Genomic DNA, 19,358 nt, shown 5'->3' on the forward strand with positions numbered 1-19,358 from the left:
CGCTGCCGCCTTCACCAATCCCCAAATCCCGACTCCCTAATCCCCGCCATCCTCGCCCTTGGCCACCAGCGTGGTCAGCGCCAGGTCGCCGGTCACGTTCAGCGCGGTGCGGCACATGTCCAGGAAATGGTTGACGCCGAGGATCATGCCGATGCCGACCGGGTCCACGCCGACCATCGCGCAGATCAGCGCCACCACCGGCAGCGAGCCGGACGGGACGCCGGCGGTGCCGATGCCGCCGAGGATGCACACCAGCATCACCATGCACTGCTGCGCGATGCTCAGCTCCACGCCGAAGAACTGCGCCAGGAAGATCACCGTCACGCCCTCGAACAGCGCGGTACCGTTCTGGTTGGCGGTGGCGCCGACGGTGAGCACGAAGCGCGAGACCTTGTGCGGCAGCCCCATCTGATCGGCCACGCGCAGCGCGGTCGGCAGAGTGGCGTTGCTGGACGCGGTGGAGAACGCCATCACCGTCGCCTCGCGGGTGGCGCGGAAGAACCACAGCGGCGAGCGCCCAGCCAGGCGCACCGCCACGCCGTAGCTCACCACCATGTGCAGGCCCAGCGCCAGCACCACCACGCCCACGTAGGCGCCCAGCCGCACCAGCAGCTCGAAGCCGAACAGCGCCGCCAGGTTGAACATGAAACAGGCGACCGCATACGGCGCCAGGCGGATCACCAGCCCGATCAGGGTCATCGAGATCTCGAACACACCCTCGATGCCGCGCCGCAGCGTCGCCACCTTGGCGTCTTCGCTGAGCACCATGCCCACGCCGAACATCACCGCGAAGAACATCAGCGACAGGATCGCGCCGTTGCTGGACGCGGCTTCGATCACGTTGTCAGGCACGATCGACAGCAGCATGTCCATGCCATGCGGCTGATGCCTGCTCTGGTCGACGATCTGCGCGGTACGCTCCACGTTCTGCTGCAGCAGTTGCTGCGCCAGCTCGCGATCCACGCCGATGCCCGGCTTGAGCACGTTGACCAGGACCAGACCCAGCAGCACCGCCACGCCGGACAGCACCACCGTGTAGCCCAGCGTCTTCCAGCCGATCCGGCCGAGCGCGCGGATGTCGCCCATCTCGGAAATGCCCATCACCAGCGCCGAGAACAGCAGCGGCACGATCAGCATGAAGATCAGGTTGAGGAACAGCTTGGAGAACGGCGTGGTCAGGTACTTGGTCAGCGCCTGCACCCAGGCCGCATCGCCGCCCGCGCTCATGTGTACCGCCAGGCCCAGCACCAGTCCGAGGACGAAGCCGATCGCCATTTTCCAGTGCAACGGCATGCCGGTTTCGGCCTTCACGGGGGTGTCGGTCATGAGTACGCCTTGCGAAAAGGAGCACTCAGCTTAACAAACCATGAGCAGACATCGACCATCACCCGATGACACAGGCCGCGCGATGCGCGCATCGGCTTGCAGCGTCTCACCTGCAATGTCGGATAGCACCACCCAAGACTGGCGAGCCACGATCCCGCGATCGCAAGATCGAGCCTGGCTGCACGCCCCCGCTCAAGCCTTGCGCGTCGGGTACAACGGCGGCAGATCGTCTTCCGCCGCGCCGCGCGTGGCGACGCGCCAGCGGGGCCCCGACGCGAACGCCGCACGCAACGCGGCGCGCGCACCGGTCACATCGCCGCCACCGCCCCAGCGTGCGTGCTGCATGCGCAGCACCGCGTCGCGCTGCGCCGGGTCGTCCAGACGCTGCACCACCGTATCCAGGTCGGCGACGCCGGCCTGCGCGCACAGGATCGCGGCGACCTCGTCCAGACCGCCGCTGTCCAGCGCTTTGCGCAATTCCGGCAATGCGGCGCGCGCAGTCGCGGGCGCCGATGCCGCAGCCGGCGCAGCGTTGGGCACCGAGCCCGGCAGCGCTGCAACGCCGCGCGCACGGCGCACACGGCGCCAGGCCCAGACCAGGGTCGCCAGCCACAGCACCGCAAAGCCCGCGGCCAGCGCCATCCACAGCGGCGACGAGGCGAGCCATCCCCGCAGGGTATGCGTCGGCGCCACCGCGTTGTCGGCGGGGACCGCGCTCAGCGTCGGCGCCGCGGGGGTGACCGGGGCGGGGGCCGGCGCAGGCACGCCTTGTCCGGGCTGCACCTGCAGGGTCAGATCCGGCAGGCTGGCCTCGCGCGCGGCGCCAGCGCCCACGTCCCACCACGGCATGCGCAGGCCGCGCACCAGCAATGGGCCCGCCGCCTGCGGCACGATCGAGTAGCGACGGCTGACGGTCACCTGCGGCCCGCCGTCGACGAAGCGTTCCTGCACCTGCGGCGGCTCGGCGAACACCTGCGCGCCATCGACACTGGGCGTGGGCAGTTCGGGGAACTGCGCCTGGGTCGCGCCACGTGCCGTGGCCTCGACCACGATGTCGGCAGCCTCGCCGGCCTTTGCACGCTGCGGCGTGGCGGTGTAGCGCAGGCGCAGTTCGTGCAGCGGCAGCCACGGCTGCGGCGCATTGGCCGGCTGCGCGCGCACCTGCAGGGTCTGCGCGGTGCCGCGCGCATTGAGTTCGCCGCCGCGGCCGAAGTAGTCGTCGAAAAAGCCGGTGGGGCCGCGGCCGCTGAAACGCGCGCCCGGCAACAGCAGCGAGCCGCTGCGCTCGGGCACCAGCAGGTAGTGCCGCTCGACCACCGTGTACATGCGCCCGTCGATCTGACGGCGGTTCTGGATGTCGTCGCCGACGCGCTGCAGCGACGCGCCAGCCGGCGCGTCCAGGTCGAGCTCGCCCGAGCTCAGCGGCACACCGAGATACAGCCGCACCACCACGCCCACGCTCTGCTGCACGTAGGGCCGCGCATCGTCGACGACGGTCTGCACGAATACGTCGGCATTGCCCACCTGCGCCGGCACATCGGCATTGGCGGTGGCCGGCACCGCGGCACTGGCCGCGGCCACCTCCAGCCGCAAGGGCGCGGTGCGTTCGTTGCCGACCTGCAGTGACGGAATCTCCAGCGTGCCGGTGCTGCGCGGCGTCAGCATCACGCCGAACAAGGACTTCGACGAGACCGCGCCGTTGACGATCTGCATCTGCCGGCTCTTGACCTCGTTGCTGAGCGCGAAATCCGCGCGCAGGGGCGTGTAGTCCGGCGTGGCCGCCGCCTGGTCGGTCTCGATGTTGAGGGTCACGCCCTCGCCGGCGCCGACGTTGTCGCGATCCAGCCACGCGCGCGTGGCGGCCGCCGCCGGCAACGCCGGCAGCAGCGCGGCCAACACCATCAGCACCGCGCAGACGCGTGCCCCCTGGCCGAGTCGCTTGAAGTGGATCATGGTTCTTGTTCCCGCTGCCTGCGTTCGTGTTCCAGCCTGAATTTTGCGCGCAGCAGATTGCCCGGATCGTCCGGCACCCGCCGTAGCCACGCCTCGACCGCTTGACGCTGCTCGCGCTGCTGCGGCGTCTCGTTCGCGGCGGCAGCGGCACGCTCGGCGGCCTGTTTGTCGGCGCCGCCCTGCTGTGCCATCGCCTGCTGCATCTGCTGGCGCTGCGCCGCATCGGCCTGCTGTTGCGCCTGCGCATCGCCCGGCTTCGGCGGCGCCTGCCGCGCGTCCTTGGCGCCATCGCGTCCCTGCTGGCCGTCGCGCTGCTGACCGTTTTGCTGCTGGTTCTTCTGCTGCGGGTTCTGCTGAGCGCCGTTCTGCTGCTGACCCGCCTGCTGTTGACCCGCCTGCTGTTGACCGTTTCGCTGTTGATCGTTCTGTTGCTGGCCGTTCTGCGACTGCCCGCTCTTCTGCTGCTGGCCGTCCTTGCCCTGCTGGCCGGACTTGGAGTCCTGCGACGACTGGCGCTTGCGCGCGGCCTCCACCGCGGCGCGGTTGGCGATCGCATCGGCCATCTGCGGATGCAGTTTCAGCGCCTTGTCGTAGGCGTCGATCGCCTCGTCGTAACGGCCCTGCCGCGCCAGCGCATTGCCAAGATTGTACCAGCCGGCATCGCTGTCGGTGCCTTCGAACTGCTGTTGCGCGGCGGCGAAATCGCCCTTGCGGTAGGCCTGCACGCCTGCGTCCAGCCGTTGCTGGCGGACCTGGTCGGCACGTTCCCACCACCCGCCTGCGACAGGACCGGGTGCCGGCGTCTGTGCCGGTGCCGGTGCCGGTGCAGGCGCTGGCACCTGAGCCTGCGCATGCACCGGTAGCGGCATCGCCAGCGGCGCCAACACCAGCAGCAGCACTGCGGCGCCACCGCGACGACGGAACGCGAGCAAGGCCAGCAGCATCAGCGGCGGCAGCAGCCAATAGCCTTGATCGAGCCACACGCGGCCATGGCTTTCGTCGGCCGCCGTGGCGTCCGCTTCCTGCGGCCGCAGCACGCCCAGCGCGCGCAGATCCGTATCGTCTGGCGTCAACGCCGCGTAGCGGCCCGCGCCCGCTTCCGCCAGCGCACGCAGCGCGCCCGCATCCAGCTGTGCGTGCGACAGCCGGCCCTGGTCGTCGCGGTAGGCGGCGCCCTGCGCCGTGCCCAACCCCAGCGCGGACACGTGATAGCCCTGCTTGGCCGCGCGCGACGCGGCCTGCTGCGCCTTCGCATCGGCCTGGTCGCTGAGCACCAGGATGTCGCCGCGGGAGAAGCCGGCCTGGCGCAGCAGTTGCGCCGCCCAATCGATCGCCAGGTCGGTGCGCTGCCCCGCCACCGGCATCACCTGCGGCGACAGCGCGTCGAGGAACAGGCCCACGTTCGCCGCATCGTCGGTCAGCGGCGCCACCGTGTACGGCTCGCCGGCATACGCGAGCAAGGCCACTTCGCCGCCGGCGCGCTCGTGCAGCAGCCGCGCCAGCTTGGCCCGCGCCTGCAGCAGCCGCGACGGGGGCAGGTCGCGCGCGTCGATCTGCGCGGACAGGTCCAGTGCGATCACCAACGGCGTGCGCGCCTGCCACAGCGGCTGCTGTTCCTGGCGCCAGCTCGGTCCGGCCAGCGCCAGCACCGCCAGCCCATAGCCCAGCGCGCCCAGCAACAGGCCAGCGCTGCCCTTGGCATCGCCACGCGCCAGCAGATGCGGCAGCAGATGTGGGTCCACCGTGCGCCGCCAGATGTCGCGGCGCCGCCGCCGGCGCCACCAGCTCCAGCCGAGCAACGGCAGCAACAGCAGCGCCCACAGCCACTCGGGGCGCAACAGGTGCAATGCCTGGAGGAACTCCATCACGCGGGTCATTGCCGCCTCCAGGGCCAGATGAAGGACAGCAATGCCAGCGCCAGCGCCGCGGCCAGCGGCCAGGCGTAGCGCTCGATCCTCGGCCGCACCGCCGGACCGGCCGAACGTACCGGCTCGAGCCGGTCCAGTTCGGCATAGATCGAGGCCAGCTCGGCGGTGTCGCGGGCGCGGAAGAAGCGCCCGCCGGTGTCCTGCGCGATCTTGCGCAGCGTGTCCTCGTCGACCTGGTCGTCGCCGCCGCTGCCTGGAATCGGCAGACCGAACAGCGACATGCCACCATCGCCACCGAAGGCGATGGTGTACACGCGCACGTGTTCGGCCTTGGCCAGTTCGGCGGCCTTCAGCGGATCGAGCACGCCGGCGGTGTTGACGCCATCGGTCAGCACGATCAGCACCCGCTCGCCCTGCTGCTGTTCGCGCAGGCGCTTGACCGCCAGCGCGATCGCATCGCCCAGCGCGGTCTCGCGCCCGGCCAGGCCGACCACGCTGTCGCGCAACTGGTCGCGCACCGTGGCCAGATCCGCAGTCAACGGGGTCAGCGCATACGCCTGCTGGCCGAACACCAACAGACCGATGCGGTCGCCATCGCGGCGATCGAGGAAATCGGCCAGCACTGCCTTGGCCGCGGTCAGACGATCGACCACGCGCCCGCCCAGGGTCATGTCGGGCTCGCTCATGCTGCCGGACAGATCCACCGCCAGCATCAGCTGCCGCGCCTGCTGCGGCGGCGCGATGGGTTCGCCCAGTTGCAGCGGCCGCGCCGCCGCCGCGCACAGGCAGAACCAGGCCAGCCAGGCCAGCCACACGCTGGCGCGCCACAGCCCGCCGCGTGCCGGCGCGGCAGCCACGGCCTGCAGACGCTCGCCATAGGGCACGCGCAAGGCCGGCGCATTGCCGCGCCGTGCCGGCAGCAGCAGATTGGCCAGCAGGGGCAGCGGCATCGCCAGCCACATCCACGGCCAGGCGAAGCCGGCCAGCAGGTCGCTGAGGCTCTGCCACGACGACAACAGGCTCATCGCCGTCCTCCACGCCGCACCGCCATCAACGCCAGGAAGCGGCGCCGTGCCAGCGGCAGCAGCGCCTGCACCTGCGCCGGGTCCACGCTGGGCCGGTAGCCGCCATCGAGCAGCACACGGCCAGGGCCGGTGGAGAAATCCTGACGCTTGTCACCACCGTCCAGGAAGCGCAGCCAGTCCTCGCCCTGCAGCGTCGCAGCGGCTGGATCGCGGCGTTGCGCCGCACGCCGCAACAACTCAGAGACCGCGGCCACCTGCGCCGGCGGTTCGCCCGCACGCGTTGCCGCATCGAACTGACGCTGCCAGCGCTGCTCGCGCCGGCGCCGGCGCATCCATACCAACAGCGCCACGCCGAGCGCCAGCAGCAGCACCGCCGCCAGCATCCACCAGCCCGGTGCGGGCGGCCACCACGCCGGTGCCGGCGGCAGGTGTACATCGCGCAGAGGCAGTTGCTGCGGGCTCATGGCGTCGTGCCCTGCTGCACCGGCAGCAACCACGACTCGCTGGGCGCGTCGCTCAGCAGCACCCGCACCTGCACGCCGCGGCCCGGCAGTTCCGCCGCCAGGGTTTCCAATGGCTGCACGAATTGCGCGCGCCAGCGTTGTTGCGCGGTGCTCGCCAGCAGATCCACCTCCACGCGGCGGCCGCCTGCCCAGAACGGCAGGGCGGCGCGTGGCGGATGCACTTCCAGCGGATCGGCGAGCAGCAGCAACTCCACTTCGTTGTGCAGCGCCAGCCCGGCCCAGCGTGCGGCGGGCACGGCCTGCGCACTGGCCGGATCGGCCAGCACGGTCAGGCGCGATCCCGGGCGCAGCAGCTTGGCCGCGTGATCCAGCGCCATGGTCAGGCCGGCATCGTCCTGCGGCGGCTGCGCATACCAGCGCGCCAGCGCATCGAGCACGCGCAGCACGCCGCGCGGCCCGGCGGCGGGCGGCACCGGCGCTTCGCTGCGGCTGCCGCGCAAGGCGGCAAGGCGATCGCCCTGGCGCTGCGCCGCCCACGCCGCCACCGCCCCGGCACGTGCCGCCTGCACCGATTTGAAGCGCACGCGCGTGCCGAAGTACAGAGATGGCGCGGTGTCGGCGACGATCAGGCTGAGCCGTTCGCGCTCGGCCTGGAACAATTTGGTGTGGGTGCGGCCGCTGCGCGCGGTGAGCCGCCAGTCGATGTGCCGCACGTCGTCGCCGGCCACGTACTCGCGCGACTCGGCGTACTCCATGCCGCGCCCGCGCATCGGCGACGGGGCGGCGCCACTGAGGCCATGGCGGCCTCGGCGCGGCGGCGGCATGCGTGCGACCGCGGCGCGCAGGGCCATCAGCTCGGCCAGGCTGGGACGGATCCCCGCCTCGGCCGGCGCGGCAGCGTGCGGCGTGCCCGGCGCGGTCGGCTGCGGTGCCATCGTCGTTACTCCGCGCGGAGGCGGGCGGCGGGAAACCGCCGTACTTGGCGGCGTACGCTCACGGCGGCGGCACCTTGTCCAGCAGCGCCGCGACCAGACGATCGCCATCCCAGCCTTCGGCGGTCGCTTCGTAGCTGGGCAGCACGCGGTGGCGCAGTACATCGGCGGCGACCGCGCGCACGTCGTCGGGCGTGACGAAATCGCGCCCGGCCAGCCAGGCGCGGGCGCGGGCGCACCGCTCCAATGCGATCGAACCGCGCGGACTCGCGCCCCAGGCGATGCGCCGCGCCAACGCGACGTCGTAGCCGCTGGCATCGCGCGAGGCCAGCACCAGTTCGATCAGATAGCGCTCCAGCGGCGGTGCCATGTGCAGCGCCAGCACCGCACGGCGTGCCGCGAACACGTCTTCCAGCGGCATGCGCGGCGGCGGCGCCTCGCCGGCCTCCAGCGTCTCGCGGGCGCGCTCGCGCGCCAAGCGCAGGATCTCCGCTTCCGCGGCCGCTTCCGGGTAGCCGATCCGCACATGCATCAGGAAGCGGTCCAGCTGCGCCTCCGGCAGCGGGAAGGTGCCCTCCTGCTCGATCGGGTTCTGTGTCGCCATCACCAGGAACAGCTTCGGCAGCGCATAGGTGTGCCGGCCGACGGTGACCTGGCGCTCACCCATCGCCTCGAGCAGGGCCGATTGCACCTTGGCCGGCGCACGGTTGATTTCGTCGGCGAGCAGGATCGGATGGAAGATCGGCCCGGGCAGGAACTCGAAGCGACTCTCCTGCGGGCGCCACACCTCGGTACCGGTGAGGTCGGCCGGGAGCAGGTCGGGAGTGAACTGCACGCGGGCGAAATCCGCTTCCAGGCGCGAGGCCAGGGCGCGGATCGCGGTGGTCTTGGCCAGGCCGGGTGCGCCTTCGACCAGCAGATGGCCATCGGCGAGCAGCACGATCAGCAGGCGCTCCACCAGCGCCGATTGGCCGACGATGGTCTGGGACAGGCCGTCGCGCAGGGCGACGAACGCGGCGTGCAGGCGCTGCTGCTCGGGCGCGGCCGGCGGGGAATCGAGGGTCGGGGATGGAGTGTTCATTTGCGCAGTCTGACCGATCGCCGGTGAAAATGGTTCCGCGCGCGGCGGACGCCGCGTGCTGCGAATTCAGGATTTCCTCATCGATGGGCGTAAACGCCGACGGGAGAGGCTTACGCCTCTCCCGTCGAAGGTTTCCCGCCTTGTCCGCGCCGATCAGCCGGCGCGCTTGGCCACGCGCATCACCTTCGGGGTCACGAAGATCAGCAGCTCGGCCTTGCTCTTGCTGCGGCCACGCTGCTTGAACAGGTTGCCCAGGAACGGGATGTCCCCCAGGAACGGCACCTTGGAGATGCTGCTGCGATCCGTGAATTCGTAGACGCCGCCGATCACCACGGTCTGCCCGTCGTCGACCAGTACCGCGGTGTTGATTTCGCGGCGATTGATTTCCGGGACAGTGCCGTACAGCGGCAGGGTGACGTAGCGCTCCACCTCGTCTTTCTTGACGTTCATGTTCAAGAAGATGCGATTGTCGTCGGTGATGGTCGGGGTCACCTTCAGTTCCAGCAGCACTTCCTTGAACTGCACATTCGGGGTGGCGGCGGTGCCACCGGTGCCGCCGGTGACCGTGACGTAGCCGATTTCCTTGCCTTGCCGGATCACCGCCTCGCGCTGGTTGGAGGTGACGATGCGCGGGTTGGAGATCACCTCGCCACGGCCTTCTTCCTGCAGCGCCGACAATTCCATGTCCAGGGAGAAATTGGCGCCCAGCAAGGTGTAGGCAATAGAGCCTGGCGTACCGTTGGTGAAGGTACCTGCGGGCATGTTGAAATTGAGCCCACCGGGAATGTTGTGCGTGCTGTTGTTGAGGATCGACGTGTTGTTGGCCAGGTTGCCACTGACCACGCCGGTATTGCCGCCGTACTGCCTGCGGCCGGCAATGCCGAAGCGCGCACCCAGATCGCGTGCGAAGGTATCGGTGGCGATGACGATGCGACCCTCGATCAGCACCTGGTCGACTGGGCGGTCGATCACGTTGATCAGCTCGCGCATCTGCGCGACCTTCTTCGGGATGTCGCTGATCATCAGCGTATTGGTGCGCTCGTCGGCGACCAGACGCCCGCGCGGCGACAGGAAGCCATTGTCGTTCTGGCTGTTGCCGTTGCCGCCGCCGTTTCCACCGCCGCCGCCGCCACCACCACCGATGCCCTTGGCCTCGGTCAGCGCCTTGAAGATCGCCGTGGCGCTGTGATAGTTGATCTGCACGTAGTCGGTGATCAGGTCCTCGCGGTTCTCGATCGCGATGCGCGCGTCTTCCTTGTCCTGCTCGAACTTGGCCAGTTCCTGCTGCGGCGCGACCCAGATCACCTTGCCGTCGCGGCGCTTGTCCAGGCCTTTGGCGCGCAGCACGATGTCCAGTGCCTGGTCCCACGGCACATTGACCAGGCGCAGGGTGACGCTGCCCTGCACGGTATCGGAGGCGACGATATTGAGATTGGACTCCTCGGCGATCAACTGCAGCACCGTGCGCACCGGCACGTCCTGGAAGTTGAAGGTCACCGGCTTGCCGCTGTAGCCACGGGCGGCCACCTGCGCGGCGGCCTGGCTGACCGTGGTCGCGGTGACCGCGCCCACGGCCGGCGCGGCGGCACGCGGGGTGATCTCGACCACGTATTCGTTGCCCGACTGGTAGGCCAGCGATTCGAACGCGCCATTGGTGTTCAGCACCAGCTCGGCGCCGCCCGCGTACGGCTTGGCATCGATGCGCTGCACCGGCGTGGCGAAGTCGGTGACGTTGAGCGGACGCTGCAACTCAGGCGGCAGCGTGGCGTTGCCGACATCGACCACCACGCTGTTGCCCTGGGTGCGCAGGTCCGGGCTGGCGCCGGTGCCGTTGAAGGACAGGATCAGCCGTCCCGCACCGCCATCGCCGCGCTTGAAGTCGATCTTCGACACCGTGAGCTTGGCAGGCGCCGCCGCAGGTGCGGGAGACGCGGCAACAGGCGCGGCGGGCGGCGCCGCACTGGCGACGACCGCATTCCCGAGCATCGCCGCCAACCCCAACGCGCATAGCCGCATCGTCGCGTGACGCCGGATGGGGCGCAGGCTCAGGGCTTTGGAAAAAGTCATCGTGCTATCCCCATAATCAATCATTGATCGTCCAGCGCGACGGAGGCGGGACGTTCCAGCCAGCCGCCGGCGCCATCCGGCACCAGTTCAATCAAATCGATGCGATCCTCGTGCACCCCGGTCACGCGGCCATCGCTCTGCCCCATGTACACGCCCGGACGCACGCGGTAGGTCACCTTGTCCGGCGCCATCACCAGCGCGACCTGGCCCGCACCGCTGCCCAGCGTGCCGACCATGTTGAGGCTGTCCAGCGGGAACTGTTCCAGCGGTTCCTTGCGGCGGTTCGGATCCGGGCGCAGGCCGCTGCTGCCGTCGGGACTGGCCCAGGCATCGCTGAACGGATCGCGCAGGCCCTGCGCCGCATACTCGAAGGTTTCGAACTGCTGCATCACCGGCAACGGCTCCAGCGGCTGCGCCGGTCGCGCGCGCACTTCCTTCACCCAGTTCTCCAGGTTCGGCGCATCGCCCGGCGTGCTGGTGATGGTGCGGCCGCAAGCGCCAAGCACCAGCGCCAGCGCGCCCGCAACGAGCATCCTGACCACCCGATGCCGCCGGCTCATGCGCCACCGCCTTGCTTGCCGGCCTTCTTCGCGGCCGCCGCGGCCTGTTCCTGTTCGGCCATTTCCTTGTCGTCCAGGTAGCGATAGGTCTTGACCGTACCGGACAGCTCCAGCTCGCCGCGCGCGGTGATGCCGTTGCTCTTGTCGCGCGGCTTCAGGTTGATGTCGTGCATGGTCAGGATCACCACCCGCGGCAGCGAGGCCACGCCACTCACGAAGGCGCCGAACTGGTGGTAGCTGCCGACCATGCGCAGGGCGATCGGCTTCTCCGCGTAGAACTCCTTCGGCGACTCCGGGCCCGGCTGGAACAACTCGTTGGTCAGGCCGCTGGACAGCGCGGTCTGCGAGATGTCGATGATCAGGTCCGGCATCTCGGTCTTGCTCGGCAGCTGCCGCAGCATCTGCTGCAGCACCTGTTCCATCTGCACCAGTTGCTGCTTCAGCGGCTGCAGATTCACCGCACGGCTCTGCTCCTTCTCGAAGGAGGCGCGCAGGTCGGTTTCCTTCTGCTCCAGCGCCTGCAACTCGTCGCTCTTGCTGCTGATCAGCAGGAACCACGACAGGGTCAGGATGAACAGGGTCACCAGCACGCAGAAGACGATCTTGGCCTGCTGCGGCCAATTGCCGATGTTGTTGAAATCCAGCTCTTTGATGTTGAATTTCTTGCTCATGACGCCGGTCCCTGTTTCGCTGGCGTGGCGGCGGGTGCCGGCGCGGTGGCCGGCGCCGGTGCGGCAGGGCTGCCCGCGGCAGGTGCAGGCGCAGGAGCGCCCGGGGCCTGCGCCGGCGGCGTGCCAGGCGCGCCGCCGGCGGGGGCTGCGCCGGGGGTTCCGGGCGCAGCGGCACCCGCAGGTGCCGTCCCGGCGGCGGCCGGATCGGAGCTCTCGCCCGGCACCGGCAGCTTGACCCGCAGCGTGAACACGTACGGCAGCGCCTTTGTATCGACGATCGGCCCCTTGGCTTCCTTCTCCTGGGCCTTGGCCTCGATCACCGTCAGCTCCGGATTGGTCATCCAGCCCGAGCCCTCGAGGTTGCGCATGTAGGTACTGACCCGGGCGTTGGACTGCGAGCGGCCCTCCAGGGTCAGCATGTCGCCTTCCTGCTTCACCGAGGTCAGCACCACACCGTCGGGGATGGTCCGCACCAGCGAGTCGAACAGGTGCACCATCTGCGAGCGCTTGGCCTGCAGCTCCTCGATGACCTGCTTGCGCGCCAGCAGGCGGCGCTTCTTCTCGTCGAGGGTGTCGATTTCCTTGTTCTGCGCCTGGACCTTCTCGATCTCGGCCTGCAGATACGCGTTGCGCTCGTTCTGGCCGCTGATCTGCAGGTCGTAGTAGAACCAGATCAGTCCCGCCAGCAGCACCCCGGCGAATGCGGCCAGGCCAAGCATCGAATAGAACTCGCGTTCGCGCTGCTTGCGCCGTTCCGCCCGCCAGGGCAGCAGATTGATCTTCGCCATCAGTCGAAGCTCCTCAGCGCCAGGCCGGTGGCGATCATCAGCGCCGGCGCGTCCTGGGCCAGCGCATGCGCCTGGACCTTCGGCCCCAGGGTCATCTGCGCCAACGGGTTGGCGACCACCGTGGCCACGCCCAGTTGCTCCTCCACCATCTCCGGCAATCCGGCCAGGGCGGCGCAGCCGCCGGCCAGGACGATGTGGTCGACCCGATTGAATTCGCTGCCGGCATAGAAGAACTGCAGCAGGCGGCTGATCTGCTGCACCGTGGCTTCCTTGAACGGCTCCAGCACCTCGACCTCGTAGCTTTCCGGCAGCCCGCCCTGGCGCTTGGCCATGCCGGCTTCTTCGTAGGTCAGGCCGTAGCGGCGCATCACTTCGTCGGTCAGCTGCTTGCCGCCGAACACCTGCTCGCGGCTGTACAGGCTGCGCCCGCCACGCAGGACATTGAGGGTGGTCATGGTGGCGCCGATGTCGACCAGGGCGACGATGCCGTCGGCGGCCACCGGCAGCTCGCTGGCCACCAGCGCGAAGGCGTTCTCGACCGCGAAGGCCTCCACGTCCATCACCTTGGCCACCAGCCCACCCAGCTCCAGGGCCGACTGGCGCAGTTCCACGTTCTCCGAGCGCGAGGCGGCCAGCAGCACCTGCACCATCTCGGGGTTGTTGGGGATGACGCCCAGCACCTCGAAATCCAGGTTCACTTCGTCGATCGGGTACGGGATGTAGTTCACCGCCTCCAGCTCGACCTGGGCTTCCAGCTCGCTCTCGTCCAGTTCGGCCGGCATCGGGATCACCTTGGTGATCACCGCCGAACCGGCCACGGCGGCCGCGGCATGCTTGGCGCGGGTGCCGGAACGGGTCACGGCGCGGCGGATCGCCTCGCCCACCGCCTCGACCTCGACGATGTTCTTTTCGACCACGGCATTGGGCGGCAAGGGTTCGACGGCGTAATGCTCGACCCGGAACCGGTTGCCGTTACGCGAAAGCTGCAGCAGCTTGACCGCGGTCGAGCTGATGTCGATGCCGATCAGCGGTTGCTGACTCTTTGGGATAAGCCCCACGGATTTTCCCCTGCCGGCGGGCACTTGGACGCCAATGTTGCGCCAGCGCATTAATAACAAATTTTTTGCAATTGGCAACCGCCCGGTTGCATGTCGCGATCCGTGTCACGGCATGACCTGCGGCAGCAAACCCGTCGCATCCCCGGAACCGGCCCCAGCCGTTCCCCGGCGTACTCTATACTCTGCGCCCAAGAAATCTGCAATCGGAATCTCTCGCGATGCCCCGTTTTCGTCGTTGGCTGCGCTGGGCGCTGGTCTTGTTCGTCCTCCTTGGCCTGGTCGGCGCCGCCGTGGCAGGCGGGCTCTACTACGTCGTCTCCTCCAAGCTCCCGGACGTGCAGACCCTGCGCAAGGTCGAACTGCAGGAGCCGATGTACGTCTACTCCAGCGACGGCAAGCTGATGGCGCTGTTCGGCGAGACCCGGCGCTACCCCATCACCATGAAGGACGTGCCGGAGCGGCTCAAGCAGGCCTTCCTGGCCACCGAGGATGCCCGGTTCTACGAGCATGGCGGGGTCGACTACAAGGGCATCGCCCGCGCGGTGTGGCTGCTGGCCACCACCAACGACAAGCGCGTGCCGGGCGGCTCCACCATCACCCAGCAGGTGGCGCGCCAGTTCTTCCTGAGCTCGGAATACAGCTACACGCGCAAGCTGGCGGAGATCCTGCTGGCGCGCAAGATCGAGGCCGAGCTGACCAAGGACGAGATCTTCGAGCTGTATCTCAACAAGAGCTTCTTCGGCAACCGCGCCTACGGCGTCGCCGCCGCCGCCGAGTACTACTACGGCAAGAAGCTCAACGAGCTGAGCCTGGACGAGATGGCCTCGCTGGCCGGCATCCCCAAGTTCCCCTCCAGCGGCAACCCGATCAGCAACCCCGAGCGCGCCAAGCAGCGCCGCGACAACTACGTGCTCAGCCGCATGGCCGCACTGGGCTTCATCACCCCGGCCGAGGCCGAGGCGGCCAAGGCGGTGCCGATGCACGCCGCGCCGCACGAGCGCCCGGTCGAGGTCGAGGCCCCGTACGTGGCCGAGCTGGTGCGCCAGGAGATGATCGCGCGCTTCGGCGGCGACGTGCTGGACAAGGGCTACCACGTCTACACCAGCATCGATGCGACCCTGCAGGCCGCCGCCAACCATGCCGTGCGCCAGGGCTTGGTCGTCTACGATCGCCGCCACGGCTGGCATGGGGTGGAAAAGCATTTCGACGTCCCGGCCACTGCCGATGCGGCGGCCCTGGCCAGCCACCTGAGCGGCGTCTACGCGCAGGGCGGGATGCTGCCCAGCATCGTCGCCGGCACCGGCAGCGACGGCAGCGCCACCGTGGTGCTCGCCAACAAGACCGAGCTGGTGCTGCCGGTGGCCGCCAGCCGCTGGACCGGGCGCAGCCCGGCCACCCTGCTCAAGCGCGGCGACCTGGTGCGCATCCAGGAAGGCGACAAGCCGGGCGAATGGGAGATCACCCAGATCCCGCGCGGCCAGGCCGCGCTGGTGTCGCTGGACGCCAACAACGGCGCACTGCGCGCCATGGTCGGCGGCTTCAGCTACGCCGGCAACAAGTTCAACCGCGCCACCCAGGCGCGCCGCCAGCCAGGCTCGAGCTTCAAGCCGTTCCTGTACGCTGCCTCGTTCGAGAAGGGCTTCAACCCGGCCTCGATCGTGCTCGACGCGCCGGTGGTGTTCCGCGACCGCCGTGGCAAGACCTGGTCGCCGCAGAACGACGGCGGCGGCTTCCGCGGCCCGATGCGCCTGCGCGAAGCGCTGGTGCAGTCGCGCAACCTGGTCTCGGTGCGCCTGCTGGACGCCATCGGCGTCGACTTCGCGCGCAAGTACATCAGCCAGTTCGGCTTCCAGGAAGCCGAGCTGCCGCCGAACCTGTCGATGTCGCTGGGCACCGCCTCGCTGACCCCGCTGTCGGTGGCGCGCGGGTACACCGTGTTCGCCAACGGCGGCTCGCTGGTCAACACCTGGATCATCGACAAGGTTACCGACCGCGACGGCAATGTCCTGTTCCAGGAGCATCCGCTGACCGCCTGCCGCAGCTGCGGCAGCGTCGGCGGCAACGCCGCACCGGTCAGCCAGGTGGTGGACGGCTTCAACTTCGGCGCGGCCACGCCGCCGCCGGCGGCCAAGCCGGCAGAGCCCGCGGCCACGACGGCTGCAGCCGAGAAGCCCGCCGACCCCGAGGCCAAGGTGGCGCCGCGCGCGATCGACGAGCGCACCGCCTATCAATTGGTGTCGATGATGCGCGACGTGGTCCAGCGCGGCACCGGCACCGCGGCCAAGGTGCTCGGCCGCGAGGACGTGGGCGGCAAGACCGGCTCCACCAACGACCATCGCGACGCCTGGTTCTCCGGCTTCGGCGGCCCGTACGTGACCACCGTGTGGGTCGGTCGCGATGACTACCGCTCGCTCGGCTATCGCGAGTACGGCGGCAAGGCGGCGCTGCCGATCTGGATCGACTACATGCGGGTCGCGCTGAAGGATCAGCCGATCGCCCGCAACGATCCGCCGGGCGGCATGGTCCAGGTCAGCCTCAACGGCGCCACGGAATGGGTCAAGACCGAGGACATGGACCGTATCCAGCAGTTCGACGAAAGCCTGCAGGACCAGAAGACCGACGACGCGGCATTCGACATCTTCTGATCGCGTCGCGTTCCCCCGCCCCGGCGCTCGCCGGGGCAGTTCCCGCCGGGCGTGCCTCGCCCGGCGGACGCCGCCTCAGGCAGCGGCGCCTGCTACACCTGAATTTCGCAAGGCTGCGGTACAGTCGGGGCAGGCTTTGAGGGGAGGCGCACCATGCACCACGCTCGGCAACACGCCCGGACCCGCACGCACGAACGCCGCCGCCGGCTGGCGCATGAAGCCGCCCGGCTGATGGCCGAAGGCGGTATCCGCGATTTTCACCAGGCCAAGCTCAAGGCCGCCGACCGGCTCGGCATCCACGACGACGCCTCGCTGCCGCGCAACAGCGAGATCGAGGACGCCCTGCGCGAATACCAGCGGCTGTTCGCCGGCCCCGACCATGCCGGCGAACTGCGCCGGCGCCGCGAGGCGGCGCTGCGCGCGATGGACTTCCTGCATGCCTTCGCGCCACGCCTGGCCGGACCGGTGCACGACGGCACCGCCGACGCCAACAGCCCGGTGCAATTGCACCTGCACAGCGACGACGCCGAGGCGGTGGCACGTTTTCTCGAAGAACACCGGATCCCGGCCGAGCTGCGCAGCCGCCGCCTGCGCCTGGACCGCGAGCGTAGCGAGGACTTCCCGGTGTGGCTGTTCACCGCCGAGGAGCTGACCTTCGACCTGACCGTGCTGCCCTACGACGCGCTGCGCCAGGCGCCGCTGTCGCAGGTGGACGAAAAGCCGATGCGGCGCGCCTCGATGCCGCAACTGCGGCAACTGCTGACCGAGCAGGACATCGCCGACTACCAGTCCGGCTGAGCAGACCGCCGCATCAGGATGTCGCGGGCGCGCGCAGCTGGCTGGCGCCCGTGTCATGGCCTGCAGCGGCGCGACAGGCTGCTGCCAATCCCCCTCCCCCGCTTCGGCCCCGCCAAAAACGAAAAACGCCCCGCGAGGCGGGGCGTTCCGGACAGCCGTGAGGCGGTCGATCAGCGCTTGTCGGCGCTGGTGTAGTCGCGCTTGTCGTAGCCGGTGTAGATCTGGCGCGGACGGCCGATCTTCATTTCCGGGTCGACCTGCTGCTCCAGCCAATGCGAGACCCAGCCGGCGGTACGGGCAATGGCAAACATCACGGTGAACATCTCCACCGGGATATTCAGCGCCTTGTAGATGATGCCCGAGTAGAAGTCGACGTTCGGGTACAGCTTGCGCTGCACGAAGTAGTCGTCCTTCAGCGCGGCCTCTTCCAGCTTCAGCGCCACTTCCAGCAGCGGGTCGTTGACGCCCAGCTCGCCCAGCACCTTGTGGGTCATCTCGCGGATGATCTTCGCGCGCGGGTCGAAGTTCTTGTACACGCGATGGCCGAAGCCCATCAGGCGGAAGCTCGAGTTCTTGTCCTTGGCCTTGGCCACGGCGCTCTCGACGTTGTCGGCGGTGCCGATCTCTTCCAGCATCTTCAGCACGGCTTCGTTGGCGCCGCCGTGCGCCGGGCCCCACAGCGCGGTGATGCCCGCGGCGACCGAGGCGTACGGGTTGGCGCCGGTGGAACCGACCAGACGCACGGTCGAGGTCGAGGCGTTCTGCTCGTGGTCGGCGTGCAGGATGAACAGCAGGTCCAGGGCCTTGGCCACGACCGGGTTCATCTGCAATTGCTCGCTCGGCACCTCGAACATCATGTGCAGGAAGCGCTCGACGTAGCCGAGGTTGTTGCGCGGATAGCGAATCGGCCAGCCGATCGAGTAGCGATAGGCGGCGGCGGCAATGGTCGGCACCTTGGCGATCAGGCGGATCGCGGCCAGGCGGCGCTGCTCCGGATCGTTGAGGTCCAGGGTGTCGTGGTAGAAAGCCGACAGCGAGGCCACGGTACCGGCCATCATCGCCATCGGGTGCGCGTCGTGGCGGAAGCCGCCGAGGAAGTTCTTCAGCGACTCGTGCATCATCGTGTGATGCGTCACTTCGTGGTCGAACTTCTTGAATTCGTCGGCGGTGGGCAGCTCGCCGTTCATCAGCAGGTAGGCCACTTCGAGGAAGTTGGACTTCTCGGCCAGCTGCTCGATCGGGTAGCCGCGGTACAGCAGCACGCCGTTGTCGCCGTCGATGTAGGCGATCGCCGACTTGCAGCTGGCGGTCGCGGTGAAGCCCGAGTCGTAGGTGAAGAGACCGGTCTCCTTGGTCAACTTGGAAATGTCGACGCAATCGTTGCCCAGGGTGGGCTTGAGTACCGGAAGAACGACCGACTTGTCGCCGGCGTTCAACGTGACCTGATCAAGATCGGACACAGTGTGCGCTCCTCGATGGAAGGCGCCTGTCCGATTACGTTGCGAACAGACGCGTGAAGGAAGTCCACGGCAATCGCCACGGATCGCGCCATTATCGCACAGCAGCATTTGCGTCGTCGCTCACCACCCACGCTGCACGATGGCGGCAGGAAAGCGACACAGCGTTGCATCCTCGCCGCACTTTCACGGAAGGATGACACCGGCGCGTCAACGCCGGGAGGGGAGAGCAGATAGCAGAACGGCCGCGCAAGCGGCCGTCGCTTTACATCCGTTCGACGGTTCCGATCAGCGCGCGTAGCGCTTCTGGAACTTGTCGATGCGGCCGCTGGTGTCGATGACCTTGTGCTTGCCCGTGTAGAACGGATGCGAAGCCGAGGAGATTTCGACCTTGATCAGCGGATACTCTTCGCCGTCCTCCCACTTGACCGTCTCTTTCGAGGACATGGTCGAACGGGTCAGGATCTTGAAATCGGAGGTGACATCGTGGAACACGACGTCGCGGTACTGGGGATGGATGTCGGCCTTCATGGGCTCGCACCGTAGGTGGCTGCTGGACAAGAGGGAAACTATAACAGCCCTCCCGCCCTGCACGCAACGTTTACGTGACGGCAATTGAGGTGGCGGCAAACGAGCTGCCCTACCACTGCTGTCCCGCCCGGAAA

General features: G+C 68.7%; 16 protein-coding genes. 2 read left to right on the top strand and 14 right to left on the bottom strand.

The features are described from left to right. Positions 1–36 precede the first annotated feature (36 nt). The 12 genes from PIQ37_RS06440 to PIQ37_RS06495 all read right to left on the bottom strand — a co-directional run bounded on the left by PIQ37_RS06440 (position 37) and on the right by PIQ37_RS06495 (position 13,793). Positions 37–1,326, bottom strand: a complete 1,290-nt coding sequence (locus PIQ37_RS06440; protein ID WP_342072827.1) for a dicarboxylate/amino acid:cation symporter — start codon at positions 1,324–1,326, stop codon at positions 37–39. A gap of 192 nt (positions 1,327–1,518) precedes the next feature. Then, a complete protein-coding gene (locus PIQ37_RS06445; RefSeq protein WP_407136719.1) occupies positions 1,519–3,279 on the bottom strand; it encodes a BatD family protein in 1,761 nt (586 codons plus the stop codon). Next, positions 3,276–5,156, bottom strand: a complete 1,881-nt coding sequence (locus PIQ37_RS06450) for a vWA domain-containing protein (protein WP_342072828.1) — start codon at positions 5,154–5,156, stop codon at positions 3,276–3,278. Before PIQ37_RS06450 ends, PIQ37_RS06445 begins: the two co-directional genes overlap by 4 nt. Further along, entirely contained in the window at positions 5,153–6,172 is a 1,020-nt protein-coding gene (locus PIQ37_RS06455) for a vWA domain-containing protein (RefSeq protein ID WP_342072829.1), read from the bottom strand. Before PIQ37_RS06455 ends, PIQ37_RS06450 begins: the two co-directional genes overlap by 4 nt. After that, positions 6,169–6,636 carry a DUF4381 family protein gene (locus PIQ37_RS06460; protein ID WP_342072830.1) on the bottom strand — a complete coding sequence of 156 codons (468 nt, stop codon included), beginning with the start codon at positions 6,634–6,636 and terminating at the stop codon, positions 6,169–6,171. The genes PIQ37_RS06455 and PIQ37_RS06460 overlap by 4 nt, the downstream gene beginning before the upstream one ends. Next, complete coding sequence (locus PIQ37_RS06465) at positions 6,633–7,571, bottom strand: DUF58 domain-containing protein (protein WP_342072831.1); 939 nt, start codon at positions 7,569–7,571, stop codon at positions 6,633–6,635. The genes PIQ37_RS06460 and PIQ37_RS06465 overlap by 4 nt, the downstream gene beginning before the upstream one ends. 58 nt (positions 7,572–7,629) lie before the next feature. Continuing rightward, the gene (locus PIQ37_RS06470; protein WP_342072832.1) at positions 7,630–8,649 is read right to left on the bottom strand and encodes an AAA family ATPase; all 1,020 of its coding nucleotides are present in this window, start codon (positions 8,647–8,649) and stop codon (positions 7,630–7,632) included. Between the two features lie 153 nt (positions 8,650–8,802). Further along, positions 8,803–10,716, bottom strand: a complete 1,914-nt coding sequence (locus tag PIQ37_RS06475; RefSeq protein WP_342072833.1) for a type IV pilus secretin PilQ — start codon at positions 10,714–10,716, stop codon at positions 8,803–8,805. 20 nt (positions 10,717–10,736) lie between these two features. After that, a complete protein-coding gene (locus tag PIQ37_RS06480) occupies positions 10,737–11,276 on the bottom strand; it encodes a pilus assembly protein PilP (protein ID WP_342072834.1) in 540 nt (179 codons plus the stop codon). After that, entirely contained in the window at positions 11,273–11,947 is a 675-nt protein-coding gene (locus tag PIQ37_RS06485; RefSeq protein ID WP_342072835.1) for a type IV pilus inner membrane component PilO, read from the bottom strand. Before PIQ37_RS06485 ends, PIQ37_RS06480 begins: the two co-directional genes overlap by 4 nt. After that, positions 11,944–12,735 carry a PilN domain-containing protein gene (locus PIQ37_RS06490; protein ID WP_342072836.1) on the bottom strand — a complete coding sequence of 264 codons (792 nt, stop codon included), beginning with the start codon at positions 12,733–12,735 and terminating at the stop codon, positions 11,944–11,946. The genes PIQ37_RS06485 and PIQ37_RS06490 overlap by 4 nt, the downstream gene beginning before the upstream one ends. Further along, positions 12,735–13,793: a pilus assembly protein PilM gene (locus PIQ37_RS06495; protein WP_017908825.1), complete on the bottom strand. Its 1,059-nt coding sequence runs from the start codon at positions 13,791–13,793 to the stop codon at positions 12,735–12,737. The genes PIQ37_RS06490 and PIQ37_RS06495 overlap by 1 nt, the downstream gene beginning before the upstream one ends. 218 nt (positions 13,794–14,011) lie before the next feature. Between PIQ37_RS06495 and PIQ37_RS06500 the strand changes: the two genes are divergently transcribed. After that, complete coding sequence (locus tag PIQ37_RS06500; RefSeq protein WP_342072837.1) at positions 14,012–16,438, top strand: penicillin-binding protein 1A; 2,427 nt, start codon at positions 14,012–14,014, stop codon at positions 16,436–16,438. 153 nt (positions 16,439–16,591) lie between these two features. Further along, the gene (locus tag PIQ37_RS06505) at positions 16,592–17,236 is read left to right on the top strand and encodes a hypothetical protein (protein ID WP_148830003.1); all 645 of its coding nucleotides are present in this window, start codon (positions 16,592–16,594) and stop codon (positions 17,234–17,236) included. 170 nt (positions 17,237–17,406) lie between these two features. On the opposite strand, the gene PIQ37_RS06510 is transcribed toward PIQ37_RS06505, so the two are convergent. Further along, a complete protein-coding gene (locus PIQ37_RS06510) occupies positions 17,407–18,696 on the bottom strand; it encodes a citrate synthase (protein WP_342072838.1) in 1,290 nt (429 codons plus the stop codon). A gap of 285 nt (positions 18,697–18,981) precedes the next feature. After that, the gene (locus tag PIQ37_RS06515) at positions 18,982–19,224 is read right to left on the bottom strand and encodes a type B 50S ribosomal protein L31 (protein ID WP_010341537.1); all 243 of its coding nucleotides are present in this window, start codon (positions 19,222–19,224) and stop codon (positions 18,982–18,984) included. Positions 19,225–19,358: the final 134 nt, after the last annotated feature.

The sequence above is a fragment of the Xanthomonas protegens genome, from assembly GCF_038442435.1.
Lineage (GTDB): Bacteria > Pseudomonadota > Gammaproteobacteria > Xanthomonadales > Xanthomonadaceae > Xanthomonas_A > Xanthomonas_A sontii.